The following is a 24,644-nucleotide window of genomic DNA, read 5'->3' as shown; positions in this document are numbered from 1 at the left end:
CATGGGCGGCTCTTCTTTTACGAAACCCGACAAGTGTGGCATGCAGAAATGAGAAAGCCCGTCAGGAGACGGGCTTCAAAATGTGACAGCTTTTGCCGGTTACAGCGGCTTGCCGCGGTTGCCATGCTGACTGACAAAGGCCTGCACGGCTTTCAGGTCGTTCGGCAATACGGTGCAACGTTCATCTCGCTCAAACAAATCAGAAAGATGTGCAGGTAGTTCAAGTGCTTTTCCTACACCGGCTTTTTCCACTGCGTCCGGGAATTTGACCGGATGGGCCGTGCCGAGGATCACCATCGGGATATCCAGGCTGCGACGGCATTCACGCGCAGCCTTTACGCCGATGGCAGTGTGCGGGTCCAGCAGCTCGCCGGTTTGTTCAAAGACTTCGGCAATGGTTTCACACGTTTGAGCGTCGTCCACGGCCAGCGAATCGAACAGCTTGCGTGCTTCGGTCCAGCGTTCCTGTTCGACGCTGAAACCGCCGCCCTGCTTGAAGGTGTCCATCAAACCGGCAATCGCCGCGCCATTGCGACCGTGCAGGTCGAACAGCAGGCGTTCAAAGTTCGACGAGACCATGATGTCCATGGAAGGCGACAGCGTGGCGTGCAGGGTTTCCTTGACGTACTGATTGCCGCTCATGAAGCGGTGCAGGATGTCGTTGCGGTTGGTGGCGACGATCAACTGGTTGATCGGCAGGCCCATATTGCGCGCCAGGTAACCGGCGAAGATATCGCCGAAGTTGCCGGTCGGCACCGAGAACGACACCGAACGCGCCGGGCCGCCCAACTGCAGGGCTGCGTGGAAGTAGTAAACGATCTGGGCCATGATCCGCGCCCAGTTGATCGAGTTCACTGCCACCAGGCGCGTGCCTTTGAGGAAGCTCTGGTCGGCGAAGCTGGCCTTGACCATTTCCTGGCAGTCATCGAAGTTGCCTTCGATAGCGATGTTATGGATGTTCTCGCCGAAGATGGTGGTCATCTGCCGACGCTGCACTTCGGACACACGGTTGTGCGGGTGCAGGATGAAGATGTCGACGTTTTCGCAGTGCTTGCAACCTTCGATCGCCGCCGAACCGGTGTCGCCGGAGGTGGCGCCAACAATCACCACGCGCTCGCCGCGCTTTTCCAGCACGTAGTCGAGCAGACGACCCAGCAGTTGCAGGGCAAAGTCCTTGAACGCCAGGGTTGGGCCGTGGAACAGCTCCATTACCCATTCGTTGCCATTCAGCTGACGCAGGGGTGCCACGGCGTTGTGGGAAAACACGCCATACGTTTCTTCAAGAATCTTTTTGAAATCGGCATCAGGGATGCTGCCGGTGACGAACGGGCGCATCACCCGGAAGGCCAGCTCGTGATAAGGCAGGCCGGCCCAGGAAGCGATCTCTTCCTGGGTGAAACGAGGCAGGTTTTCCGGGACGTACAGACCGCCGTCGGTGGCGAGACCGGCCAGCAGGACATCTTCGAAATTCAGGGCCGGTGCCTGGCCGCGGGTACTGATATAACGCATGACTGGCTCCAATAGACAGTGTTCGCAATGCCGGGCCCTCGTGCGAGCCCGGTGAACGATAACGGCTTAGTTCAGGTGCTCGACGCGGATCCGTACGACCGGGCCGACCACGCCTTCCAAGGCCTCCAGGGCGGTAATCGCGTCGTTGATGCGCTGCTCCAGCACCCGGTGGGTCAGCAGGATCATTGGCACCAGACCGTCATGCTCTTCGACTTCTTTCTGCATGATCGATTCGATGTTGATGCCGCGCTCCGACAGGATGCTCGCCACCTGAGCCAACACGCCCGGATGGTCCTTGGCCTGAATACGCAGGTAATAAGCGCTTTCGCAGGCTTCGATCGGCAGGATCGGATGAGCCGACAGCGAATCCGGCTGGAAGGCCAGGTGCGGCACGCGGTTCTCCGGGTCGGAGGTCATGGCACGCACCACGTCCACCAGATCGGCGATCACCGACGAAGCGGTCGGTTCCATGCCGGCGCCAGCGCCATAGAACAGAGTCGATCCGGCAGCATCGCCATTGACCATCACGGCGTTCATCACGCCATTGACGTTGGCAATCAAACGATCGGCCGGGATCAGCGTCGGGTGCACACGCAGCTCGATACCGGCCGCGGTGATGCGCGCCACGCCCAAGTGCTTGATGCGATAGCCCAGCGCTTCGGCGTAGTTCACGTCAGCGGTGGTCAGCTTGGTGATGCCTTCGGTGTAAGCCTTGTCGAATTGCAGCGGAATGCCGAACGCGATGGACGCCAGGATCGTCAGCTTGTGGGCTGCGTCGATGCCTTCGACGTCGAAGGTCGGATCCGCTTCGGCGTAACCCAGAGCTTGCGCCTCGGCGAGTACGTCTTCGAAGGTGCGACCCTTCTCACGCATTTCGGTGAGGATGAAGTTGCCGGTGCCATTGATGATCCCGGCGACCCAGTTGATACGGTTGGCAGACAAACCTTCACGGATCGCCTTGATCACCGGGATGCCACCGGCCACAGCCGCTTCGAACGCAACGATCACGCCCTTCTCGCGTGCCTTGGCGAAAATTTCATTACCGTGAACGGCGATCAGTGCCTTGTTCGCGGTGACCACATGCTTGCCATTCTCGATGGCCTTGAGTACCAGCTCGCGGGCAACGGTGTAGCCGCCCATCAGCTCTATAACGATGTCGATCTCAGGGTTCGTGGCCACTTCGAACACATCGTTGGTAATCGCAATACCGGTCGTCTGGAACTGAGGCTTTGGCGTGCGCATGGCAATTTGTGCCACTTCGATTCCACGCCCGGCACGACGAGCAATTTCCTCGGCGTTGCGCTGAAGTACGTTGAAGGTACCGCCACCGACGGTCCCTAACCCACAGATGCCTACTTTGACCGGTTTCACTGTGAACTCCCCATGAAACGGCCGACTCAAGGCCGGCCGTGAAAACAACCGCATGTTCGCGGTTCTCTATTAATGGCCCGACAATATTGCCGCCGAACCATGATCGTCAAAGGCTGACCATGACGATGCGAAACTATTTCGCGCTCAATGCCAGTTTGGCGACTTGTGGCGCAGGCTGGTAGCCCGGAATGACCTGTCCGTCGGCCAAAACGATAGCCGGTGTACCGTTCACACCAATGGACTGGCCGAGGGCGAACTGTTTGGACACCGGGTTCTCGCACTTGGCGGCCTTGATTTCCTTGCCATCGACCATTTTGTCCATGGCGGCTTTCTTGTCTTTCGAGCACCACACGGCTTGCAATTGCTCGTCACCCGCCGAGCCCAGGCCCTGGCGCGGGAACGCAACATAACGCACTTCGATACCCAGCTTGTTCAGCGCCGGCACTTCGGCGTGCAGCTTGTGGCAGTACGGGCAGGTGGTGTCGGTGAAGACCGTGATGTGCGACTTGGTTTCGCCGATGGCCGGGTAAACCACGGTTTCAGCCACTGGAATGCCGTTAATCAATTTCGAAATGCCCAGGCGCTCGGTTTTCTCCGTCAGGTTGACCGGTTTGCCGTCCTTTAGCTGAAACAGATAGCCCTGGACGACATATTGGCCGTCGGCACTGGCGTACAACACGCGGCTGCCCTTGAGTTTGACTTCGTACAGACCTGGCAGCGGGCTGGCGGTGATGGTTTCGACCGGCACGTCAAGCTGGAGGTTTTCCAGGCTTTTACGAATGGCTTTTTCGGCCGCGTCATCGGCGACGGCAAAGGTGCTGACCAACGCAATGGCTGCGGCGGCGAAAATCTGGGTCAGACGCATGAGAACTCCTGAAGGCGGACAAATGGGACGATCAGAACGCCCGTGCCGAAACACCGGGTCATAAACGCCCATCGTGCAAACCGGCAAAGCCTACCACATAAGGCCCCTGTGGCCGAATGCGGGTGACGCGAGACATCGAGGAAACACGGGAACCCTGCAGGAGCGAGCTTGCTCGCGAAAAGCGGTATATCAGTCGACATCCATCTTGACTGTACCGCCGTCATCGCGGGCAAGTCGGATCGCCGCACCGCCGCTCCTACACAGAGCAGATCGCACAATATTCAGCCCCGCGGGTGATGTTTGGCGTGCAAGTCCTGCAAACGTGCGCGGGCGACGTGAGTATAGATCTGGGTAGTCGAAAGATCGCTGTGGCCGAGCAGCATTTGCACCACTCGCAGATCGGCACCGTGGTTGAGCAGGTGCGTGGCGAAGGCATGGCGCAGGGTATGAGGCGACAGCGACTTGCCGATACCGGCGACCTTGGCCTGGTGCTTGATGCGATGCCAGAAGGTCTGGCGGGTCATCTGCTCGCCGCGCAGGCTGGGAAACAACACATCGCTGGGACGCCCGCCCAGCAGCTCGCCACGGGCATCACGCATGTAGCGTTCAACCCAGACAATCGCCTCCTCGCCCATCGGCACCAACCGTTCCTTGCTGCCCTTGCCCATCACCCGCAGCACACCCTGGCGCAGGTTGACCTGTTCCAGCGTCAGGCTGATCAGCTCCGTGACCCGCAAGCCACAGGCATAAAGCACCTCAAGCATGGCGCGGTCTCGCTGGCCGATGGCTTCGCTCAGGTCTGGCGCGGCCAGCAGCGCTTCCACATCGGCTTCCGATAAGGACTTAGGCAATGGCCTACCCAGTTGCGGCATATCGACGCGCAAAGTCGGATCGACAGCGATCAGCTTTTCACGCAGCAAATAGCGATAGAAGCCGCGCACACCAGAGAGAAATCGCGCCGTAGAACGGGGTTTGTAGTTTTGCTCCAGTCGCCAGGCCAGGTGATCGAGAATCAACTCGCGTCCAGCATTGATCAGCTCAAGGCCTTTCTCCTGCAACCAACCGTTGAACAAGGCCAGGTCGCTACGATAGGCATCGCGGGTGTTATCGGAAAGACCTTTTTCCAGCCACAGGGCGTCGAGGAACTGGTCTATCAGGGGATGATCGATGGCAGGCATGGAGTCTCAGACAGGCAGGCGTAAGGCCGCGAAAAATGAAGAGTCTTTCATAGCACGTTGGCGGTGAACATAAAATTCAGGCACAAAAAAAGCATCCCTCTCGAGATGCTTCTTTTTGTGTGTGGCGCTCAGCTTATTGTTGAGCCGGTTCGTTTTGCCCCAGGATCAACTTGCCTTCCTTGTCGACCGGAATCTGGTTGCCCGGATCGCGATCCATCCGCACTTTGCCTTCCTTGCCATCCAGTGAATAACGAACGTCGTAGCCCACAACTTTGTCGCTGATGTCATTCACGGTGTTACAGCGAGTTTGAGTGGTGGTGTAGGTGTCACGCTCCTGCATGCCTTCCTGCACCTTGTTACCCGCATAACCGCCGCCGACCGCACCGGCCACTGTGGCGATTTTCTTGCCTGTACCGCCGCCGATCTGGTTGCCCAACAGGCCACCGGCCAGCGCGCCGACCACCGTACCGGCGATCTGGTGTTGATCTTTTACCGGCGCTTGCCGGGTAACCGTAACGTCCTTGCACACTTCACGTGGAGTCTTGATTTGTGTCTTGACCGGTTCAACGGCCAGCACTTGCGCATATTCAGGGCCGCTTTTAACCAGTTTGTAGGTGGCAACAGCACCACCGGCAGTGACACCGACGGCACCCAATACCGCACCAACCAGCAACGACTTGTTCACATGAACCTCCTGGCCATCACAGGCGGGACAAACCCGCGCTTCTCCCAGCCTTGGAGCATAAAAAAAGGCGCGAGTTCAATACTCGCGCCTTCTCGGCCATAGCGGGAAAAACGATTACCGTTATGGACGGTCGTCGACTTCCGTCTCGACCGCCGCAGCAGGAATCAGGTCCTCGCTGCTCAGGTTCAGCCAGATCAGCACCACGTTCGCAATGTAGATCGACGAGTAAGTACCCGCCAGAACACCGATGAACAGGGCAATGGAGAAGCCGAACAGGTTGTCGCCACCGAAGAACAACAGGGCCGCGATCGCCAGCAAAGTGGAGATCGAAGTGGCCATGGTCCGCAGCAGGGTTTGCGTGGTCGAGATGTTGATGTTCTCGATCAGGCTGGCCTTGCGCAGTACCCGGAAGTTCTCACGAACCCGGTCGAATACCACGATGGTGTCGTTGAGCGAGTAACCGATGATTGCCAGCACCGCCGCCAGTACCGTCAGGTCGAAGGTGATCTGGAAGAACGACAGGATACCGATGGTCACGATCACGTCGTGGATCAACGAAACGATCGCACCCACCGCAAACTTCCACTGAAAGCGGAAAGCCAGGTAGATCAAAATGCCGCCCAGCGCCATCAGCATGCCGAGGCCGCCCTGATCGCGCAGTTCTTCACCGACCTGAGGGCCGACGAATTCGACGCGCTTGATCTGGGCCGGGTTGTCGCCGCCGACTTTTTGCAGCGCTTCAGCCACCTGGTGACCCAGCTGCGGGTCTTCACCTGGCATACGCACCAGCAGATCGGTAGTCGCACCGAAGCTCTGCACGATCGCGTCTTGATAACCCGCTGTCACCAGTTGCTCACGCACCTTGGTAACATCGGCCGGACGCTCGTAGGTCAGCTCGATGAGCGTACCGCCGGTGAAGTCCAGACCCCAGTTCATGCCCTTGGTGGCGACACTGAACAGAGCCAGAACCGTAAGGAACAATGTGACGCCGAACGCAATGTTGCGAACGCCCATGAAGTTGATTGTACGTAACATGGCAGCCCCTTAAATCCACAACTTCTTGAAGTCACGACCGCCGAAGATCAGGTTGACCATCGCGCGGGTCACCATGATGGCCGTGAACATCGAGGTAAAGATCCCGAGGGACATGGTCACTGCGAAGCCTTTGACCGGACCGGTGCCCATGGCAAAGAGAATCCCGCCGACCAACAAGGTGGTCAGGTTGGCGTCGAGAATCGCGGTGAATGCCCGGCCGAAGCCTTCGTTGATTGCCCGTTGCACGCTCATGCCGGCCGCGATCTCTTCACGTATCCGCGAGAAGATCAGTACGTTGGCGTCGACCGCCATACCCATGGTCAACACGATACCGGCGATACCCGGCAGGGTCAGCGTTGCACCCAGCAGCGACATCAAGGCCAGCAGCATCACCATGTTCACCGTCAGCGCGACGGTGGCGATGAGGCCGAAGAAGCGGTAGATGGCCATGATGAACAGCGAGACGAACAGCATGCCCCACAGCGAGGCATCGATACCCTTGGTGATGTTGTCAGCACCCAGGCTTGGGCCGATGGTGCGTTCTTCTGCGAAGTACATCGGTGCCGCCAGACCACCGGCACGCAGCAGCAGCGCCAGTTCGGACGATTCGCCCTGGCCGTTCAGGCCAGTGATGCGGAACTGAGCACCCAGTGGCGACTGGATGGTCGCCAGGCTGATGATCTTCTTCTCTTCTTTAAACGTCTGAACCGGTACGTCTTTCTCGACACCGTTGACCACTTGCTTGACGTAAGTGGTGACAGGACGTTGTTCGATGAAGATCACCGCCATGCTGCGACCGACGTTGTTGCGAGTCGCACGACTCATCAACTCGCCGCCGTGGCCATCCAGACGGATGTTCACTTCTGGCGTGCCTTGCTCGCCGAAGCCAGCCTTGGCGTCAGTCACCTGGTCACCGGTGATGATCAGGCCACGTTCGATCAGCGCTGGAGGACGATTGCCTTCACGGAACTCGAACGACTCGGAAGTGGCTTTCGAAGCGCCAGGCTCAGCCGCCAGACGGAACTCAAGGTTGGCCGTCTTGCCGAGGATACGTTTGGCTTCTGCAGTGTCTTGCACGCCCGGCAGCTCAACCACGATGCGGTTGGCGCCCTGGCGCTGAACGATAGGTTCGGCAACACCCAGCTCGTTGACGCGGTTACGTACCGTGGTCAAGTTCTGCTTGATGGAGTATTCGCGGATTTCCGCCAGCTTGGCCGGGGTCATCGCCAGACGCAGTACCGGTTGGCCATTGAGGTCGGCCGGAACAATGTCGAAATCGTTGAAGTTCTTGCGAATCAGCGCACGCGCCTCTTCACGGGCTGTTTCGTCAGTGAAGCCCAGCTGAATGGCACCGCCCAGTTGCGGCAGGCTGCGATAGCGCAGACGCTCTTTGCGCAACAGGCTCTTGACGTCGCCTTCGTAGACTTTCAGGCGTGCATCAAGGGCTTTATCCATGTCCACTTCGAGCAGGAAGTGCACACCACCGGACAAGTCCAGACCCAGCTTCATCGGGTGCGCGCCAAGGTTGCGCAGCCATTGCGGGGTGGTTTGTGCCAGGTTCAGTGCAACGACGTAGTCATCACCCAATGCCTTGCGCACGACGTCTTTGGCTGGCAGCTGATCTTCAGCCTTGGTCAGACGGATCAGACCGCCCTTGCCGCCCGCAGCCAGGGTGGCCGCCTTGACGTTGATCCCGGAATCCTTGAGCGCGGTGCTCACACGATCCAGATCAGCCTGAGTGACCTGCAGCGCCGTGCTGGCACCGCTGACCTGAATGGCCGGGTCATCAGGATAAAGATTGGGAGCGGAATAAATCAGACCGATCGCCAGCACCGCCAGGATCAGAATGTATTTCCACAGAGGGTATTTGTTCAGCATCACGCCGCCCGCTTATGACGCGGGGCGCCTTGCGCGCCCCGTCGATTGAGTAGAAGTTGAAACTTAGATCGCTTTGAGCGTGCCTTTTGGCAGCGTGGCGGCGATGGCGCCTTTCTGGAATTTCATTTCGACGGTGTCGGAGACTTCCAGAACAACGAAGTCGTCGGACACTTTGGTGATCTTGCCGGCGATACCACCGGTGGTCACCACTTCGTCACCTTTTTGCAGGCTGCCCAGCAGGTTTTTCTGCTCTTTGGCGCGCTTGGCCTGTGGACGCCAGATCATCAGGTAGAAGATGACCAGGAAACCGACCAGGAAAATCCACTCAAAGCCGCCGCCCATTGGGCCAGCAGCAGGTGCAGCGGCGTCAGCCATGGCGTTAGAGATAAAAAAGCTCATTTAGCACTCCAGTTGCAAATGTTGAATCTTGGGGTCAGAAAACTCAGTCCAAAGGCGGAACAGGTAACCCGCGTTTGGCGTAGAAGGCATCGACAAAGGCGGCCAATGTACCCTGTTGAATAGCCTCGCGCAAACCAGCCATAAGCACCTGGTAATGGCGCAAATTGTGGATGGTATTCAACATGCTACCCAGCATTTCGCCGCATTTGTCCAGATGATGCAGATAAGCACGGGAGAAGTTCTGGCAGGTGTAGCAATCGCAGGTCGGATCCAGCGGCGAATCATCATGGCGATGGAACGCATTACGGATCTTCAGCACGCCAGTATCAATGAACAGATGCCCATTGCGGGCATTACGGGTTGGCATCACGCAATCGAACATGTCCACACCGCGGCGCACACCCTCAACCAGATCTTCCGGTTTGCCAACGCCCATAAGGTAACGAGGTTTGTCAGCCGGCATCTGGCCTGGCAGGTAATCCAGCACCTTGATCATCTCATGCTTGGGCTCGCCCACCGACAGACCACCGATGGCCAGGCCGTCGAAGCCGATCTTGTCGAGGCCTTCCAGGGAGCGCATGCGCAAATCCTGGTGCATACCGCCCTGAACGATGCCGAACAGCGCCGCCGTGTTGTCGCCATGGGCGTTTTTCGAACGCTGGGCCCAGCGCAACGACAGTTCCATCGATACGCGAGCGACGTCTTCATCGGCCGGATACGGGGTGCATTCGTCGAAAATCATCACGATGTCCGAGCCCAGATCGCGCTGGACCTGCATCGACTCTTCCGGGCCCATGAATACTTTGGCGCCGTCGACAGGAGAAGCGAAGGTCACGCCCTCCTCCTTGATCTTGCGCATCGCGCCCAGGCTGAACACCTGAAAACCGCCGGAATCTGTAAGAATCGGGCCTTTCCACTGCATGAAATCGTGCAGGTCGCCGTGCTTCTTGATCACTTCGGTGCCAGGACGCAGCCACAAGTGGAAGGTGTTGCCCAGAATGATTTCCGCGCCAGTGGCGACGATATCCCGCGGCAACATGCCCTTGACCGTGCCGTATGTGCCCACCGGCATGAAGGCCGGGGTCTCGACGGTACCGCGCGGGAAGGTCAAACGACCGCGACGAGCCTTGCCGTCGGTGGCAAGGAGCTCAAAAGACATGCGACTGGTGCGACTCATTCTGTTTCCTCTGGGCCACGTGGTGCGGGGTTACGGGTGATAAACATCGCATCACCGTAGCTGAAAAAGCGGTATTCGTTGTCGACGGCGGCTTTATAGGCGGCCATGGTCTCGGGATAACCGGCGAATGCCGAAACCAGCATCAACAGCGTGGACTCGGGCAAATGGAAATTGGTGACCAGGGCATCGACCACATGAAACGGCCGGCCCGGGTAGATAAAGATGTCGGTGTCGCCACTGAACGGTTTGAGCACGCCATCGCGCGCAGCACTTTCAAGAGAACGCACGCTGGTGGTCCCCACGGCCACCACGCGACCACCGCGAGCGCGGCAGTCAGCAACGGCATCCACCACGTCCTGGCCGACTTCCAGCCATTCGCTGTGCATGTGGTGGTCTTCGATCTTCTCCACGCGCACCGGCTGAAAAGTGCCAGCGCCGACGTGCAGGGTCACGAACGCGGTCTCGACGCCCTTGGCGGCAATCGCCTCCATCAACACCTGATCGAAATGCAGCCCCGCCGTCGGCGCCGCCACCGCGCCCAGGCGCTCGGCGTACACCGTCTGGTAACGCTCGCGGTCCGAGCCTTCATCAGGGCGATCTATATAAGGAGGCAACGGCATGTGCCCGACGCGGTCGAGCAGCGGCAACACCTCTTCGGCAAACCCCAGTTCGAACAACGCATCGTGACGCGCCAGCATCTCGGCTTCGCCACCGCCGTCGATCAGGATCTTCGAACCCGGTTTCGGCGACTTGCTGGAACGCACATGCGCCAGCACGCGATGACTGTCGAGCACCCGCTCCACCAGGATTTCCAGCTTGCCGCCGGAAGCCTTCTGGCCAAACAGCCGCGCCGGAATCACCCGGGTATTGTTGAACACCATCAAATCGCCCGGGCGCAAATGCTCAAGCAAATCAGTGAATTGACGGTGTGCCAGGGCGCCGCTGACCCCGTCCAGGGTCAACAGGCGACTACCGCGACGCTCGGCCAAAGGATGGCGAGCAATCAGCGAATCAGGGAGCTCAAAGGTAAAGTCAGCAACGCGCATGATGGGGTTCGTCTAGCAGGGCCGGGAAGTCTAGCGGAAATATCAAAAATTCTCCATGTACCTGATTGACCAACGGTTATCTCATCTCTATACTTCGCCGCCATTGAGCCCTGATGGCGGAATTGGTAGACGCGGCGGATTCAAAATCCGTTTTCGAAAGGAGTGGGAGTTCGAGTCTCCCTCGGGGCACCAAAATTAAGAAAGGTCTTGCTTTGCAAGGCCTTTTTTTTCGTCTGCAAGAAAGCACCTGACACCCACCGCCCCGTGTAGGAGCTGCCGAAGGCTGCGATCTTTTGATCTTGCTTTTCAATGCCACAACCCGAAACCGCTCGGCTAACGAATCAAGGACTCACACAATGGAATTGCCACTGGAAACCGTTGCCCTTTTCGCCTTCAAGCTGGCTTATGAAACGGAAGGTGAAAGTCCGATTCTACGTGATGATCCGATCATGAGTGATTATGAGAGGGAGGTGTTTGGGTTGCTGGTGCGGCGGGGGGATGTTGAGGGGATTCAGTTTAGGGTGGCGCATTGTGTGGATATGGCGATGGAAGCTTTAGGCGGTGTTGATACGCCGCTTGGGCGTGAACTGCATCGGTTGTCTGCTGATTTCAGCAATGCGCGGACGATGGAGCAGTTTGAAGTGCCACTCATTGCGCTCAAGGATTACCTGAAAGAAATTGTGTGAATACTCGGCCAAGTGGACACCGGAAATCCCAATCCAGTGCACACGCTAAATTTGATTGCCTGACCGCACGATAAGAAGAAGCGAGCCACATTTTCCACGCTGAACAAGCGAGGAAAACGTGATCTTTCTCGATTTTCTAAATTGAACGCCTCAAAAAAAACGAGAGCGCTGGAGAATTCGTTGGATTAGCTGCGCCTGAGAACCGGACGAGCAGCGGTTTTGCGGGAAAGACAACACTACACTTCGTACAGGAACGGCATCTGCGATTGCCCTGCTTGGAGTGAAGTCAGCCTCGCAGCCACCCACAATTATTGCGGAGCTTACGGCCTCAAAACAGAAGGATAGCTGCGCCGTTTTCTCAGCTTCGCGTTTTTCTTCTAACCGATCCATACATAAACTCCTTCGCTACTGGCCTTTAAAGGCGGCAGGATTCTAGTCCCTTCACTACCAATCCTTCAAGAGTAGAGACCGCCTCCATTGAGATACGTGCCACTGGTTCCGCATCTCTTAGGATCATGCGTCCATCTTTTTTCCGACCGGCGGGATGGGCGGAAAAGAATTTGAGAAACCTCGATGGAGCCACACCATCGAAAGGGAGCACCCGTACCTTCGAGGTATCACTCTCATTTTCAGTTATAGCATCTTGATGCAATCTGGTAGCAAGACTCTTACGGTACGGCTCAAGAAAAATTACTTCTTTAATACCCGCCGCCACCAGATGCCTAGCACACGAATGGCAGGGATAAGTGGTGACAAATAGTTTCCCACTTCGAATTTTTGCGCCATCTGTTGCCCCTGCATTAAGCAAAGCGTGCATTTCAGCATGTACCGCTCTAGAAAACTCAATCAAACTCTTAAGTTGAGTTTTGCTTCTAATAACTGATAAAGCCGCGTCCTTTTTATCAGCAGATATGATTTCCGATTCAATCAGCTTATCCACGATATAGTTGGATATTGCTTTCTTCTCCTGATCATTTGAGCAAACACCACCTCCCATATTCCAACACCGACGATCCTCATCAGAACTGAGTCCATCGCCCTCTGTCTGATACAGCCCACCGAATGCTTTAGGAACATCATTCCATCCTGTCGATATCAACTCCCCTTCGTTGCTAGTAATTGCAGCACCAACTTGCCTGGAAAGACACGCTGAATTCCTAGCTGCCGAAAAAGCAGCATACATTGCGCGTTCATTAACAGTTGGAGTTGCAATTACGGTCCCCAGCATCAAATCCAAAAAACGCCTTACTCTACTAATTCGATGAGAATCGGTTATCTTCTCAACGCGCAGAAAAAAATCGGATTGCGGAAATGTATCCTCAACACGCTGACCGTGGTCTATCTCTTCGCCTGAATCACGATCAATCAAATCATGGATCTTCTCATTCTTTGATGCACTCTCAAGTCTAGCTATACGCATTTCTATAGGCGAATAGACACCTACCACATACAACATCTCTCCGTATATCGATCGCAGCAGACGTAACTCGTCGACATGCTTCACAGAATCAATAATATGACACCATTTCAGTGTCACATTCGGTACCAAAATATCATCTGCATCATCCCTAAATAGGTCAGGATGTTCGGCTTTTTTTGCAGCGGTAGCTTTCGCCTGCTCAGCGGCTCGGGCGACACTTATTCTCCTGACAGCCAGTTTCGCTAATACTTCATTCCCATGATCTCTGCGCAACTCATTTCCAGCCTCAATGAGCTCTTTGGTTGAGCTTTCGGGACCGATACCTTTATGATTTCTTATCTCGTCACTTAGCCTAATTACCTCTACATACTCATAGCCGTAATCCGTACTTAGCAAAAGCTCTTTGAAACTTTGAGCAACCTCGTGTAGCGGCGTCCCCAAAGGGCCACACAAAGCAATTACGACCTGTGGAGTCAATGTCTTTTCAATCGCAAGCACGTCATCAAAGCCGCTACCAATGCTTGTTCCTCCTACTACACGAAGCCCTGCTTCAACAGCTGCCATGAGCCACATCCTTTTTTATTGTACTTTCGGTAACGCCAACCACTGAGCCTATTAGCCTATCGATCAAAGATTTCTCAGTATTTATCTTATAGCTTGGAAAAAGCTTGAGGGCTTATGCAATTTCAGAATTAAAAGCTCGGTCAATCTTCAATTTCTGCTCTACCTGGTTATTTTTATCCTCCTGATCACCGGGACAATAAAGGAAAGTAATAGAAGCGCATATAGGACGCTTCTGAAATGGTTGTAGGCATTTTTTATGCCCCCCCGAGGGAACTCAATAAAAAAGTACTTTGGTTAGGGCTTTCGAAGCTTGCAGGAAGAGGGTCTGCGCGATACCCTTTCAACCGTCGCTGCCAATTCAGCGACCGGGTGTGGAAACCCGTGTAATTCAAGGCGCAACAGCGCCCCCATCACGTCTGCCGGCGCTTTTTTTATGCCTGCGGCGTGAGTTATGGCGGCTGTGCGTGGGACGTCTTCGGGCGTGCCGGTTTCCTTGATTCCCGGTTTTCCACCCCGCGCACAGCTGTCACCCATTCGTGTGGAAACGAACGTGGCAGCTCCCCATATCAAGGAGTCTGATAATGCGCAGCATGAATCCGTATAAAATTTGGTTTTCCCCTCTACGCAATTCCCAATCGCGTAACGCCTCATCATCCACCCTCTCCCACCGCCTCTCGATCATCGGAGGTGGCAAATGACCGAACAATCAGAGCTGAAAACCATCGGACTAACACCCGCCATTTACTGCGCCGATCAACCGCTGTTCCATGTCACTAGCGGCGTTCCCCTCGGTGATGCGTTGGCCATGGCTTCTGATTTTCTGTTTCTCGCCAAGAAGCTGACCGAAGATGCTGCTTACGCCAGAGACACCGACCGCCACGCCTGGGCTGCGCATCATTTGACGGCGATGAGTAAGGCGGTGGTTGATGATGCAGTGAAAGTGCTTACTCGGGATCAGACTTCTGCATCGGCAGCTAAGCGGACGGCGGAGAAGCCTGAAGCGGCTGAAAATGGCGGGATGCTCTGATGTCAGTCGGTACTGGTATGACGCCTGAGGCCGTGAGCTGCTTGGGATGATGGCCGGGCATTGGCATTGATGTGGGCTGGTCCGGCGCTATCGCGGGCAAGCCCGCTCCCACAGGGTTGTGTGGGCTGACTGGCATTTGGGATTAGCCCCGAGGTTTTTCGGGGCTTTTTGTCACTCGGCTCAGAGTGACGGCTTGCTTGGCTTTCGGTTTACAGCGGAAGAGATCAACGCATCTGCTCCCTGGAATTACCTACAGATCTGATGCTGTTTCTCACCTGTAATGATTGCTATATATCAACCATCGACAGGCCCTCAGGGCATTAGGCCGGTGAGTGAACGCCCCGCGCGGCACTCATCTAGACTCAATGGATAGTCGTAGACAGAATCGAACACGTCGCTTTGGTGCAGATGAATCAAAGGCAGCGTGGCAAGCTGCCTGTTATGCCTTGAAGAGGTGCGGCAAAGACCGCACCGGGCCCAACAAGATGCCCGCTCAGGGTGCCTGGCCAACGGCCTGGAAATGCCACGATACCGTGACGTGGTGTGACTGCCGCAGCCGACACTTTCGGACAACTGACATCCGCCTGGTTTGTCCGTGATCGTGAGGAATGCTGTATGCCTGATGAGATGTTGCACCTGCCTATGGTCAACAGCCTGCTGGAGCGCCACAAACGCTCCCCCGGCGCACTGTTGCCGATCCTTCATGAGATTCAGGAGGGCATCGGTTACATTCCCGATGCCGCCATCCCCGAGATTGCCCATGCCCTCAACCTGAGCCAGGCCGAGGTTCGTGGGGTGATCAGTTTTTACCATGACTTCCGTACCGCGCCGCCCGCACGGCATATCCTGCGTCTGTGTCGGGCCGAGTCCTGCCAGAGTCGCGGTGCCGAGCAGCTGGCTGCGCAGTTGCGCGAGCGTCTGCAACTGGACGATCACGGCAGCAGCGCCGACGGCAGCATCAGTTTGCGTCCGGTGTATTGCCTTGGTGCCTGCGCCTGTTCGCCAGCCCTGGAGCTGGATGGTCAGCTGCATGCGCGGCTCAGCCCCGAGCGTCTGGATGCCCTGCTCGATGCTTGCCGGGAGGACGCATGATGCCGCGCCTCTATTTGCCCTGTGATTCCCTGGCCCGCGCCGTGGGCGCAGATGAAGTCGCCGTGGCCCTTGCCACTCAGGCCCGGGAATGCAATCTGTCACTGGACCTGCAACGCACCAGTTCTCGCGGCCTGTACTGGCTGGAACCGCTGCTGGAAGTGGACAGCCCGCAAGGCCGTATCGGCTTTGGCCCGCTGACGGCTGCCGATGTGCCGTCTGTGCTCGAAGCGCTCCAGGGCGACCCGTCTTCTCATCCCTTGGCATTGGGCCTGGTGGAAGAGTTGCCGTATCTGAAGACTCAACAACGCCTGCTGTTCGCCCGCGCCGGCATTACCCGACCGCTGTCGCTGGAGGATTACCGGACCCACGGTGGCTTCGAGGGTTTGACCCAGGCCATCGCCCTGGGCGGCGAGCAGACTGCGACCGCCGTGTTCGATTCGGGCCTGCGCGGCCGTGGCGGCGCGGCCTTTCCAGCCGGGATCAAATGGCGCACGGTGCGCGGCACTCAGGCTGCGCAGAAATACATTGTGTGCAACGCCGACGAAGGCGACTCCGGCACTTTCGCCGATCGCATGTTGATGGAAGGCGACCCCTTCCTGCTGATCGAAGGCATGGCCATTGCCGGTATCACCGTCGGGGCCACCTACGGCTACATCTATGTGCGTTCGGAATATCCCGATGCCGTGGCCACACTGCGTGCAGCGTTGAATATCGCCCGAGATGCCGGTTACCTCGGCGCCAATGTCGGTGGCAGCGGTCTGGCCTTCGATATGGAAGTACGCGTCGGTGCCGGCGCTTACATCTGCGGTGAAGAAACCGCGCTGCTGGACTCTCTCGAAGGCAAGCGCGGGATCGTCCGCGCCAAGCCACCGATCCCCGCCTTGCAGGGATTGTTCGGCCTGCCGACGCTGGTGCACAACGTGCTGACCCTGGCCTCGGTGCCGCTGATTCTGGCCAAGGGTGCGCAGTTCTATCGCGATTACGGCATGGGCCGCTCCCTGGGCACCATGCCCTTCCAGCTGGCGGGCAATATTCGTCACGGCGGTCTGGTGGAACGGGCCTTTGGCCTGACCCTGCGCGAACTGGTGGAAGACTACGGCGGCGGGACCGCCAGTGGCCGGCCGCTGAAGGCTGCACAGGTGGGCGGCCCGCTTGGCGCCTGGGTGCCACCTTCGCAATTCGACACGCCGCTGGATTACGAAGCCTTTATGGCCATTGGCGCGATGCTCGGCCACGGCGGTGTGGTGGTGGCTGACGACACCCTGGACATGGCCCGCATGGCGCGCTTCGCCATGCAGTTCTGCGCCGAAGAATCCTGTGGCAAATGCACCCCCTGCCGCATCGGCTCGACCCGTGGCGTCGAGGTGATCGACCGTCTGTTGGCCGCGCCTGACCAGAGCAGTCGCGATGAGCAGGTGATCATCCTCAAGGATCTGTGCGACACCCTGCAATACGGTTCGCTGTGCGCGTTGGGCGGCATGACGTCTTATCCCGTGGCCAGCGCCCTCAAGCACTTCCCCGCTGACTTCGGTCTGCAAGCCTCGGAGGCCGAACAATGATCACTCTCTTCGACCCGAAAACAGACATTGACCTGGGTACGCCGGCCCGCGACAGCCAGGTGCAAATCACCCTGAACATCGACGGCCGCAGCATCAGCGTGCCCGAAGGCACCTCGGTGATGCGCGCCGCCGCGCTGCTGGGCACCACCATTCCCAAACTGTGTGCCACCGACAGCCTGGAAGCCTTCGGCTCCTGCCGCATGTGCCTGGTGGAGATAGATGGCATGCGCGGCTACCCGGCGTCCTGCACCACGCCGGTCAGCGAAGGCATGAGCGTGCACACCCAGACGCCGAAGCTCGCCACCCTGCGCCGCAACGTCATGGAGCTGTACATCTCCGATCACCCGCTGGACTGCCTGACCTGCTCGGCCAATGGCAACTGCGAGCTGCAAACCGTCGCCGGCCAGGTTGGCCTGCGGGAAGTGCGTTATGGCTATGAAGGCGACAATCATCTGGCCGACGTGAAGGATACTTCCAACCCCTACTTCGATTACGACCCGAGCAAGTGCATCGTCTGCAACCGCTGCGTGCGCGCCTGTGAAGAAACCCAGGGCACCTTTGCCCTGACCATTACCGGGCGCGGTTTCGAATCCCGAGTCGCGGCCGCCGGTGGCGATAACTTCCTCGACTCGGAATGCGTGTCCTGCGGTGCCTGCGTGCAAGCCTGCCCCACCGCGACCCTGATGGAAAAAAGCGTGGTCGAGTTGGGTCAGCCCGAACGCAGCGTAATCACCACGTGTGCCTATTGCGGCGTGGGCTGCTCGTTCCGCGCCGAGATGAAAGGCGACCAGCTGGTGCGCATGGTTCCGGACAAGAACGGCCAGGCCAACCACGGCCACTCCTGCGTCAAAGGGCGCTTTGCCTGGGGTTACGCCACCCACCCGGATCGCATCACCAAGCCGATGATCCGCAAACACATCAACGATCCTTGGCAGGAAGTCAGCTGGGATGAAGCGGTGACCTACGCCGCCAGCGAATTCCGTCGTTTGCAGCAAAAATACGGCCGCGACTCCATTGGTGGCATCACTTCCAGCCGTTGCACCAACGAAGAAACTTATCTGGTGCAAAAACTGGTGCGCGCCGCCTTCGGCAACAACAACGTCGACACCTGTGCGCGGGTCTGCCACTCGCCGACCGGCTATGGCCTGAAACAAACCCTGGGCGAGTCCGCCGGTACCCAGAGTTTCGACTCGGTGATGCAGGCCGATGTGATCCTGGTGATGGGCGCCAACCCCAGCGACGCTCACCCGGTGTTCGCCTCCCAGCTCAAACGCCGTCTGCGTGAAGGCGCGCGGCTGATCGTCATCGACCCTCGACGCATTGATCTGGTGAACTCGGTGCATGCCCGCGCCGAACTGCACCTGGCCCTGCGCCCGGGCACCAACGTCGCCATGCTCAACGCCCTGGCCCACGTCATCGTCACCGAAGGACTGCTCAACCAGGCCTTTATCGACGCCCGTTGCGAGGGCAGCGATTTCGCTCGCTGGAGCGAGTTCGTCAGCCGCGCGGAAAACTCGCCAGAAGTCCTGGGCGACATCTGCGGTGTAGCCGCAGCCGACATCCGTGCCGCCGCTAGACTGTATGCCACCGGCGGTAACGCGGCGATTTACTACGGCCTCGGCGTCACCGAGCACAGCCAGGGCAGCACCGCGGTCATGGGCATCGCCAACCTCGCCATGGCCACCGGTAACATCGGTCGCGAAGGCGTGGGTGTGAACCCGCTGCGTGGGCAGAACAACGTTCAGGGCTCCTGCGACATGGGCTCTTTCCCCCACGAGCTGCCCGGCTACCGCCACGTCTCCAACGAGGTGGTACGGGCGCAGTTCGAACAGGCCTGGAATGTCACTCTGCAACCCGACCCGGGTCTGCGCATCCCCAACATGTTTGAGTCGGCATTGGCCGGCAGCTTCAAGGGCCTGTACTGCCAGGGCGAAGACATCGCCCAGAGCGATCCCAATACTCAGCACGTCACTGCGGCTCTATCGGCCATGGAGTGCATCGTGGTGCAGGACATTTTCCTCAACGAAACCGCGAAGTTCGCTCACGTGTTCCTGCCGGGCGCCTCGTTCCTGGAAAAGGACGGCACCTTCACCAATGCCGAGCGACGCATCTCCCGAGTGCGCAAAGTCATGGACCCGCTGGGTGGCAAGGCCGACTGGGAAGGCACAGTGGCCCTGGCCAACGCCCTGGGCTATCCGATGAACTACCAGCACCCGTCAGAAATCATGGATGAAATCGCCAGCCTGACGCCGACCTTCACCAACGTCAGCTACACCGAACTGGATCGCCACGGCAGCCTCCAATGGCCGTGCAACGCCGCGGCCCCGGACGGCACGCCGACCATGCACATCGAAGAGTTTGTGCGCGGCAAGGGGCGTTTCATGCTCACCGGCTACGTGCCGACCGAGGAGAAGGTCAACAGTCGCTATCCGCTTCTGCTGACCACCGGGCGCATCCTCAGCCAGTACAACGTGGGCGCCCAGACCCGGCGTACCGACAACGTCGCCTGGCACGACGAAGACCGTCTGGAAATCCACCCGACCGACGCCGAAAGTCGTGGTATCAACGAGGGTGACTGGGTCGGCATCGGCAGCCGCGCCGGACAGACCGTACTGCGTGCGCGAGTCTCCGAGCGGGTAGCCCCAGGCGTGGTATACACCACCTTCCATTTTCCTGAATCGGGGGCGAACGTCATCACCACCGACAACTCCGACTGGGCCACCAACTGCCCGGAGTACAAGGTCACCGCCGTGGAAGTCAGCCGCGTTTACCACCCTTCCGAGTGGCAAAAACGCTATCAGGCATTCAGCGATGAACAACAACGCCTGCTCGACGAACGCCGCCAGGCACGCACCGCCGGAACAAAAGCCGAGGTGCGCCGATGAGCACTGACAACCTGATCAAAATGGTCAACCAGATCGCCCAATACTTCGCCAGCGAACCGGACCAGCAACAGGCCGTGCTCGGCGTGCGTAATCACCTGCAGATGTACTGGACGCCCGGCATGCGCAAGGAGTTGTTGGCCTGGCAGACAGCGCATCAGGGGGCAGACTTGCACCCGCTGGCGCAGGCTGCGGTCAGTGGGGCGGGCTGGGAGGCTTAGGTTCATTGATCCCTTGGAATCAGCCCCGAGCTTTTCGGGGCTTTCCATATTTTCAACCTAGAACTCGACCCGTTGATAAACCCCTTCAGCGCCCACATTGTGGCCAAAACCACATGACTCACCGGCCGTGCGCGTTACCGTGAACAGTTTACAAAGTTGATTTCCAGGGTTATTACGCCGGGCTGATGGCGATGTATTACGGTCCCAATATCGGTGAATTTTCAACGGTATTAGCGGTTGATAACGGCAAGGTGCATTACACCATGAGTGAAGAAGACAATGGCGACTGTGCCTACGATTTCGACATTAAAAAAAATTGCTGGCCTTGTGGCTTGATCGTCATGGAGTTCCATAACGCCGCCCCGGCATATTGCCAATATTGCCCTTCTCGCTGATTCGAAAGCTTCTCAAGCGAGTTTTCGATTTCGCCACCGATTTTGCCAAGGTTGAAGATCGACTTTTTGTCGTCTGGCAGGATGCTCAGCCACGCCCGGGCCTTCAGGTAATTGCCTTCATGGATGTAGGTGAGTGCAACGTTATTGTAGGCCAGGGCAATTTTCGCTTCGTCCAGCTGACAGCTTTCAGACCAGCCAGCCTGCCGCTCATGTTGTTCCCGAGCCTTGGGGTACTGTTTGAGCTTGTAATACTTCCCGCCCTCGGCGGAATACTCGCTGATCTTGAGGCAATTGGCGGTCGCTTGTTCCTCGGTAATATCCGCTTGAGCAAAAAACGGTGTGATGAGAAGCAGGAGGATCGCTCCAATTTGTATAAAGCGGCGCCATTTAATGTCCATATTATTTCTCTATTTGAACGTCGACCCTTGGTTCTGATCGCCGCAATAAACGGGAATCTCTGCTGGCCTGGCCGCTGAGCAGCCAGGCCCTGATGTCAGAGCCGTGAATCTATCCGCGACACTAGACTCTCCCGGTGCACCTTAATTTCCCCCGTCACATCCGGCCCCTCATAGACCATTGAGGTTTCATAGTTGGCCCAGCGGCCACGGTTCGCACTAAACCAGTTAAATGATCCCATACACAGCAACTCATCGTCGGCCATGACGATTTTGCTGTGCACCCGGGCCACCACATGGGATTCGATACGCTGGCCTCGTAGGGCCTCAATCGCGTGCTTGAGTTCGTCTCTTCTAACTTGAGTGTCTGGCGACTGTTCTGAAATATTGAAATCCCTGTCGGTATAAACACGCACTTTGACGCCTCGCTCAACCGCGGCACTCATAGCCTCCCATGCGCCGATTTCGTGGATCCGTTTCAACTTGATCCATGGCGAAACGATGTGTACTTCACGCATGGCGGTGGCCAAGGTTTTCAACAAGAAGTCGTCGTGAGCGTCCGCATCTATCAGATGGCTAAGCGTTGACTGGAGAGACTCCAGGTCTTTGCGTGGCAAGTATTCGAAAGCCAGCTCACTCGCAGGGTCGCGCAGCAGGTACTCGGCGAGCAGGGCACGAGGCTTGCCGGGGGGCACCATGCCGAACAGGTCCATGTCACCGAATACCAGGAAGCTGTCCTTGGCCCGGGATACCGCTACGTTGAGCATGCTCGGTCGCCGATCGATGAAGCCACCATCGGCGTGCTTGGAATACACCGCGGAAAAGAGCACCAGCGGCCGCGCCGCACCCTTCTTTGAACAGGCACCATTCATTCGATCGTTCGTAGCCATTATCGCCTTGCAGCCAGCCGACGCTGACTTCATCGACAAAACGCTGACAAAAACTCAGATACGTTGCCCACTGTTCGGCATATTCGTCGGTCGCGGCTGCCCGGCCCTCCTCTGGGGGCTCGAACGCTGGCAGCGTGTTAACCGCCAAAAATCGATCGACGTCCGCGACATCACCCAACGCGAAACAGCCTGACTCCAGAGGCTCCAGGATATCTCGCGGAATAACGGTGTTTTTAGTCGGGAAAAGTTGCCCGTGACGATTTACCTGCACATGCCCGTTGAGCAAACGCAGGGCTTTTTTCTCCCGCAACTTGGCGACAAGGCTTTCGCGATGGGTCAGGGTGTGATTGATGAACGTCGTACGAGAGAGGATCAGACGGACAGGCGTTGGCAGCATTTCATAAGCTTTTTTGACCAACATGATGAAGACCTCATCATCCTTGAGCTTTTCTTCCGTGACAGTCAGTAGGCATTGACCAAAACGTTTTCGACCCTGCCCCAGTTATTTTCCAAAAATTCAGAGGCTTTGGATGTGCCTGACGAAAAATTGCCGGACACAGTGTCTTTCGCTGCCATGGCCTTGTCGGCGATCCCGCCTGACAGAGCTCGCGCTTTATCCGTGAGAGACTTGAACATCTTCTACTCCATGAGATGTGGATCCATTTATGCATCAGAACCTTAGCAGAGGAAAAAGTGATGGCATAGCGCCTTCACTCACGAAGTGACCGAAGGCGATTGGGATGACCTGTGCCCTACCCTACCTGGACCGGCAGGTCCGGCGCCTGGCGCTCGAGGGTCGCCCACAGCGAGGCGCCGTCTGTGGCGACCTCTGAAGCCGTGCTGCATGAAGAATTTTTTCAGGAGATCGAGGACTTCAAGGTCGTTGTCCACAATTAAAAGGCTGCTCACCGAAGGTCACTTAAGGGGCGAATGGAACCGCCATCTAAAACCATTCGAGGCTGCTCGTCATATATTTCAACGCTGCAATAAAACGTCAGCGCCGCAATAATCGATGCGGACTTCGGTCAGACTTTCGGGCGACGCCGCCAGCCGCGTGCTCGGCTTCTTGGTCGACCGTTCGGCAGCAATAACGATACCGTGGACATGCTGTCCACTATCAGCACTGTCGGTGGCATCGTCGATGGTCGGGCAGAAGCCTTACCGCTGACCGATAGCCTGCAAAAATTGCCGGACTACTACAGCGCGTTGCGCAATGTGGTGGCCGAGCATCGTGCTGCTTACGTGGCCGATGGCAAACAAGGCTCGCCAGAGAACAGCCCCTTCAATGCACAGGAGCACCGGCCGATGGTTTCTGAAAGCCTGACTCTGCAGCAACGGGTGATACGCGACGACTCGGCCAATCGTCATCTGCACTGTCGGGAAATCATCCTGCGCCTGTCACCGGACTGTCGCCAATTGGTGCTCACCCGTTACACCGAACACTACGGCCCGGCGCTGGTACGCTGGATAGAGCGCAGCCACACAGTGTCGGTGGCCGAGCTGTTTCGGTGGCTCGTGGCTAATGGTGAGGCGGGGGTCATGAGAGCGAGCAGCCAGTCGCTGCCTTGATTTCAGGGTAATGATACGGAGGATGGAAGTCTTCCAGTCATCATCCCACCCGAAGCCTACAGCGAAATCGAGACAAATATGTTTCTCCTCGCACAGTGGCTGCAGCCCAATCACGCTCGCACATAGACCCAGGCGCTGATGCCGGACTTGAGGGTCACACTGATGCGCTTGTAGTCCGCCACCTCGTATTTGTCGGCTGCGACTAGTTCTTGCGCTGTGATCTCGAAAACGGTGCCGGCGATCTCGTCCAACAAGTCGCCACTCTCCTGCACGATGGGATGATGGGTTTTCCCGCTCGCAGCCAGCACCGTCGGATCGGTTATCTCGACCAAGGTCTGCTTATAGCCTGGCAGGTTGTCAGGGCGCCCTTTCAACTTGCGCCCGAAAGTGGACAGCTGGACTGCCTGGTCCTGCAAGGTGCCATAGGAAAACAGCAGAACCGGTTGCTCCAGTTGGTTTGGCATTAGATTTCCTCGATCAGATAAGTAAGTCTTACTCCTGCATAAACTTCGTGTCCTTGCCAAACTGTCCACTCATCGAAGAAGAAAATGCTCATCGACATGACGCCTGAGCGAGACTGTGACAGCCGGGAGCGGTCCGATGATGCTGTACGAACTTTCCTGCGGACAAAACAAAACCCCTACCTGCAGATGCAGATAGGGGTTTCGGAATTCAATCTTGACGATGACCTACTCTCACATGGGGAAACCCCACACTACCATCGGCGATGCATCGTTTCACTGCTGAGTTCGGGATGGGATCAGGTGGTTCCAATGCTCTATGGTCGTCAAGAAATTCGGG

The 24,644-nt window shown here is 57.5% G+C and carries 24 protein-coding genes, 1 tRNA gene, 1 rRNA gene and 2 pseudogenes; 9 read left to right on the top strand and 19 right to left on the bottom strand.

Annotation, left to right across the window (positions count from 1 at the left end; genetic code table 11):
- Positions 1-99: 99 nt before the first annotated feature.
- The 10 genes from thrC to queA form a co-directional block, all read right to left on the bottom strand.
- Positions 100-1,509 (bottom strand): threonine synthase, encoded by a 1,410-nt coding sequence (gene thrC / locus MEB48_RS25470; protein WP_237886564.1) that lies wholly within the window; start codon positions 1,507-1,509, stop codon positions 100-102.
- A gap of 66 nt (positions 1,510-1,575) precedes the next feature.
- Positions 1,576-2,880, bottom strand: coding sequence for a homoserine dehydrogenase (locus tag MEB48_RS25465; RefSeq protein ID WP_095054238.1), 1,305 nt, complete (start codon positions 2,878-2,880; stop codon positions 1,576-1,578).
- Positions 2,881-3,013: 133 nt separating this feature from the next.
- Positions 3,014-3,745 carry a bifunctional protein-disulfide isomerase/oxidoreductase DsbC gene (gene dsbC / locus MEB48_RS25460; protein ID WP_237886563.1) on the bottom strand — a complete coding sequence of 244 codons (732 nt, stop codon included), beginning with the start codon at positions 3,743-3,745 and terminating at the stop codon, positions 3,014-3,016.
- Between the two features lie 281 nt (positions 3,746-4,026).
- Positions 4,027-4,923, bottom strand: a complete 897-nt coding sequence (xerD, locus tag MEB48_RS25455) for a site-specific tyrosine recombinase XerD (RefSeq protein ID WP_019651849.1) — start codon at positions 4,921-4,923, stop codon at positions 4,027-4,029.
- Between the two features lie 133 nt (positions 4,924-5,056).
- Positions 5,057-5,608: a glycine zipper 2TM domain-containing protein gene (locus tag MEB48_RS25450; RefSeq protein ID WP_008072859.1), complete on the bottom strand. Its 552-nt coding sequence runs from the start codon at positions 5,606-5,608 to the stop codon at positions 5,057-5,059.
- A 120-nt stretch (positions 5,609-5,728) separates the two neighbouring features.
- The gene (gene secF / locus MEB48_RS25445; protein WP_237886562.1) at positions 5,729-6,643 is read right to left on the bottom strand and encodes a protein translocase subunit SecF; all 915 of its coding nucleotides are present in this window, start codon (positions 6,641-6,643) and stop codon (positions 5,729-5,731) included.
- A 9-nt stretch (positions 6,644-6,652) separates the two neighbouring features.
- Positions 6,653-8,521: a protein translocase subunit SecD gene (gene secD / locus MEB48_RS25440; protein WP_237886561.1), complete on the bottom strand. Its 1,869-nt coding sequence runs from the start codon at positions 8,519-8,521 to the stop codon at positions 6,653-6,655.
- Between the two features lie 63 nt (positions 8,522-8,584).
- Positions 8,585-8,920 carry a preprotein translocase subunit YajC gene (yajC, locus tag MEB48_RS25435; protein ID WP_008014002.1) on the bottom strand — a complete coding sequence of 112 codons (336 nt, stop codon included), beginning with the start codon at positions 8,918-8,920 and terminating at the stop codon, positions 8,585-8,587.
- A 43-nt stretch (positions 8,921-8,963) separates the two neighbouring features.
- On the bottom strand, positions 8,964-10,079 hold the full coding sequence (tgt, locus tag MEB48_RS25430; protein ID WP_019651852.1) for a tRNA guanosine(34) transglycosylase Tgt: 1,116 nt from the start codon (positions 10,077-10,079) through the stop codon (positions 8,964-8,966).
- 14 nt (positions 10,080-10,093) lie between these two features.
- Entirely contained in the window at positions 10,094-11,143 is a 1,050-nt protein-coding gene (queA, locus tag MEB48_RS25425) for a tRNA preQ1(34) S-adenosylmethionine ribosyltransferase-isomerase QueA (RefSeq protein WP_237886560.1), read from the bottom strand.
- 107 nt (positions 11,144-11,250) lie between these two features.
- On the opposite strand from queA, the gene MEB48_RS25420 reads away from it, so the two are divergent.
- A tRNA-Leu gene (locus MEB48_RS25420) sits at positions 11,251-11,335 on the top strand.
- Positions 11,336-11,499: 164 nt separating this feature from the next.
- Positions 11,500-11,829, top strand: a complete 330-nt coding sequence (locus MEB48_RS25415) for a hypothetical protein (RefSeq protein ID WP_237886559.1) — start codon at positions 11,500-11,502, stop codon at positions 11,827-11,829.
- 150 nt (positions 11,830-11,979) lie between these two features.
- Here MEB48_RS25415 and MEB48_RS25410 read toward each other — a convergent pair whose 3' ends face one another.
- Together MEB48_RS25410 and MEB48_RS25405 are read right to left on the bottom strand one after the other, a co-directional pair.
- Entirely contained in the window at positions 11,980-12,219 is a 240-nt protein-coding gene (locus tag MEB48_RS25410) for a hypothetical protein (RefSeq protein ID WP_237886558.1), read from the bottom strand.
- 25 nt (positions 12,220-12,244) lie between these two features.
- Complete coding sequence (locus tag MEB48_RS25405; protein ID WP_237886557.1) at positions 12,245-13,813, bottom strand: anti-phage dCTP deaminase; 1,569 nt, start codon at positions 13,811-13,813, stop codon at positions 12,245-12,247.
- Positions 13,814-14,507: 694 nt separating this feature from the next.
- Between MEB48_RS25405 and MEB48_RS25400 the strand changes: the two genes are divergently transcribed.
- From MEB48_RS25400 to MEB48_RS25380, 5 genes are all read left to right on the top strand, one after another.
- Positions 14,508-14,840, top strand: a complete 333-nt coding sequence (locus MEB48_RS25400; protein WP_237886556.1) for a DUF3077 domain-containing protein — start codon at positions 14,508-14,510, stop codon at positions 14,838-14,840.
- Between the two features lie 615 nt (positions 14,841-15,455).
- A complete protein-coding gene (locus tag MEB48_RS25395; RefSeq protein ID WP_237886555.1) occupies positions 15,456-15,932 on the top strand; it encodes a formate dehydrogenase subunit gamma in 477 nt (158 codons plus the stop codon).
- Positions 15,929-17,491, top strand: a complete 1,563-nt coding sequence (locus MEB48_RS25390) for a formate dehydrogenase beta subunit (RefSeq protein ID WP_237886554.1) — start codon at positions 15,929-15,931, stop codon at positions 17,489-17,491. The genes MEB48_RS25395 and MEB48_RS25390 overlap by 4 nt, the downstream gene beginning before the upstream one ends.
- Positions 17,488-20,376, top strand: coding sequence for a formate dehydrogenase subunit alpha (fdhF, locus tag MEB48_RS25385; protein ID WP_237886553.1), 2,889 nt, complete (start codon positions 17,488-17,490; stop codon positions 20,374-20,376). Before MEB48_RS25390 ends, fdhF begins: the two co-directional genes overlap by 4 nt.
- Entirely contained in the window at positions 20,373-20,594 is a 222-nt protein-coding gene (locus MEB48_RS25380) for a formate dehydrogenase subunit delta (RefSeq protein WP_237886552.1), read from the top strand. The genes fdhF and MEB48_RS25380 overlap by 4 nt, the downstream gene beginning before the upstream one ends.
- A 292-nt stretch (positions 20,595-20,886) precedes the next feature.
- Here MEB48_RS25380 and MEB48_RS25375 read toward each other — a convergent pair whose 3' ends face one another.
- The 5 genes and pseudogenes from MEB48_RS25375 to MEB48_RS25355 all read right to left on the bottom strand — a co-directional run.
- A complete protein-coding gene (locus MEB48_RS25375; RefSeq protein ID WP_237886551.1) occupies positions 20,887-21,387 on the bottom strand; it encodes a hypothetical protein in 501 nt (166 codons plus the stop codon).
- Between the two features lie 95 nt (positions 21,388-21,482).
- Positions 21,483-22,151, bottom strand: a complete 669-nt coding sequence (locus MEB48_RS25370) for a phospholipase D-like domain-containing protein (protein WP_237886550.1) — start codon at positions 22,149-22,151, stop codon at positions 21,483-21,485.
- On the bottom strand, positions 22,099-22,695 hold the full coding sequence (locus MEB48_RS25365; protein ID WP_237886549.1) for a hypothetical protein: 597 nt from the start codon (positions 22,693-22,695) through the stop codon (positions 22,099-22,101). The genes MEB48_RS25370 and MEB48_RS25365 overlap by 53 nt, the downstream gene beginning before the upstream one ends.
- Before the next feature lie 41 nt (positions 22,696-22,736).
- Entirely contained in the window at positions 22,737-22,910 is a 174-nt protein-coding gene (locus MEB48_RS25360) for a hypothetical protein (RefSeq protein ID WP_237886548.1), read from the bottom strand.
- Between the two features lie 134 nt (positions 22,911-23,044).
- A pseudogene (locus MEB48_RS25355) lies at positions 23,045-23,183 on the bottom strand (DNA-binding response regulator); the annotation flags it as partial.
- A gap of 124 nt (positions 23,184-23,307) precedes the next feature.
- On the opposite strand from MEB48_RS25355, the pseudogene MEB48_RS25350 reads away from it, so the two are divergent.
- Together MEB48_RS25350 and MEB48_RS25345 are read left to right on the top strand one after the other, a co-directional pair.
- Positions 23,308-23,590, top strand: a pseudogene (locus MEB48_RS25350) (MlaA family lipoprotein); the annotation flags it as partial.
- Positions 23,580-23,843 carry a hypothetical protein gene (locus tag MEB48_RS25345; RefSeq protein ID WP_237886547.1) on the top strand — a complete coding sequence of 88 codons (264 nt, stop codon included), beginning with the start codon at positions 23,580-23,582 and terminating at the stop codon, positions 23,841-23,843. The pseudogene MEB48_RS25350 and the gene MEB48_RS25345, both read left to right, overlap by 11 nt.
- A gap of 110 nt (positions 23,844-23,953) precedes the next feature.
- On the opposite strand, the gene MEB48_RS25340 is transcribed toward MEB48_RS25345, so the two are convergent.
- Positions 23,954-24,307 carry a gamma-glutamylcyclotransferase family protein gene (locus MEB48_RS25340; protein WP_237886546.1) on the bottom strand — a complete coding sequence of 118 codons (354 nt, stop codon included), beginning with the start codon at positions 24,305-24,307 and terminating at the stop codon, positions 23,954-23,956.
- 212 nt (positions 24,308-24,519) lie between these two features.
- Positions 24,520-24,635, bottom strand: a 5S ribosomal RNA gene (rrf, locus tag MEB48_RS25335).
- Positions 24,636-24,644 lie beyond the last annotated feature (9 nt).

This window comes from Pseudomonas sp. PGPR40 (assembly GCF_022014505.1).
Lineage (GTDB): Bacteria > Pseudomonadota > Gammaproteobacteria > Pseudomonadales > Pseudomonadaceae > Aquipseudomonas.
Note: the sequence above shows the minus strand (reverse complement) of the source record. Positions and strands in the feature narration are given on the sequence as shown.

Coding starts and splice junctions, on each gene's coding strand:
- xerD (WP_019651849.1), bottom strand. CDS start 4,923: ATGCCTGCCATCGATCATCCCCTGATAGACCAGTTCCTCGACGCCCTG.
- MEB48_RS25365 (WP_237886549.1), bottom strand. CDS start 22,695: ATGTTGGTCAAAAAAGCTTATGAAATGCTGCCAACGCCTGTCCGTCTG.
- MEB48_RS25360 (WP_237886548.1), bottom strand. CDS start 22,910: ATGTTCAAGTCTCTCACGGATAAAGCGCGAGCTCTGTCAGGCGGGATC.
- MEB48_RS25410 (WP_237886558.1), bottom strand. CDS start 12,219: ATGGATCGGTTAGAAGAAAAACGCGAAGCTGAGAAAACGGCGCAGCTA.
- MEB48_RS25405 (WP_237886557.1), bottom strand. CDS start 13,813: ATGGCAGCTGTTGAAGCAGGGCTTCGTGTAGTAGGAGGAACAAGCATT.
- MEB48_RS25370 (WP_237886550.1), bottom strand. CDS start 22,151: ATGCTCAACGTAGCGGTATCCCGGGCCAAGGACAGCTTCCTGGTATTC.
- secF (WP_237886562.1), bottom strand. CDS start 6,643: ATGTTACGTACAATCAACTTCATGGGCGTTCGCAACATTGCGTTCGGC.
- MEB48_RS25340 (WP_237886546.1), bottom strand. CDS start 24,307: ATGCCAAACCAACTGGAGCAACCGGTTCTGCTGTTTTCCTATGGCACC.
- MEB48_RS25395 (WP_237886555.1), top strand. CDS start 15,456: ATGCCTGATGAGATGTTGCACCTGCCTATGGTCAACAGCCTGCTGGAG.
- MEB48_RS25400 (WP_237886556.1), top strand. CDS start 14,508: ATGACCGAACAATCAGAGCTGAAAACCATCGGACTAACACCCGCCATT.
- MEB48_RS25415 (WP_237886559.1), top strand. CDS start 11,500: ATGGAATTGCCACTGGAAACCGTTGCCCTTTTCGCCTTCAAGCTGGCT.
- queA (WP_237886560.1), bottom strand. CDS start 11,143: ATGCGCGTTGCTGACTTTACCTTTGAGCTCCCTGATTCGCTGATTGCT.
- tgt (WP_019651852.1), bottom strand. CDS start 10,079: ATGTCTTTTGAGCTCCTTGCCACCGACGGCAAGGCTCGTCGCGGTCGT.
- MEB48_RS25380 (WP_237886552.1), top strand. CDS start 20,373: ATGAGCACTGACAACCTGATCAAAATGGTCAACCAGATCGCCCAATAC.
- thrC (WP_237886564.1), bottom strand. CDS start 1,509: ATGCGTTATATCAGTACCCGCGGCCAGGCACCGGCCCTGAATTTCGAA.
- MEB48_RS25345 (WP_237886547.1), top strand. CDS start 23,580: ATGGTTTCTGAAAGCCTGACTCTGCAGCAACGGGTGATACGCGACGAC.
- secD (WP_237886561.1), bottom strand. CDS start 8,521: ATGCTGAACAAATACCCTCTGTGGAAATACATTCTGATCCTGGCGGTG.
- dsbC (WP_237886563.1), bottom strand. CDS start 3,745: ATGCGTCTGACCCAGATTTTCGCCGCCGCAGCCATTGCGTTGGTCAGC.
- MEB48_RS25390 (WP_237886554.1), top strand. CDS start 15,929: ATGATGCCGCGCCTCTATTTGCCCTGTGATTCCCTGGCCCGCGCCGTG.
- MEB48_RS25375 (WP_237886551.1), bottom strand. CDS start 21,387: ATGGACATTAAATGGCGCCGCTTTATACAAATTGGAGCGATCCTCCTG.
- fdhF (WP_237886553.1), top strand. CDS start 17,488: ATGATCACTCTCTTCGACCCGAAAACAGACATTGACCTGGGTACGCCG.
- yajC (WP_008014002.1), bottom strand. CDS start 8,920: ATGAGCTTTTTTATCTCTAACGCCATGGCTGACGCCGCTGCACCTGCT.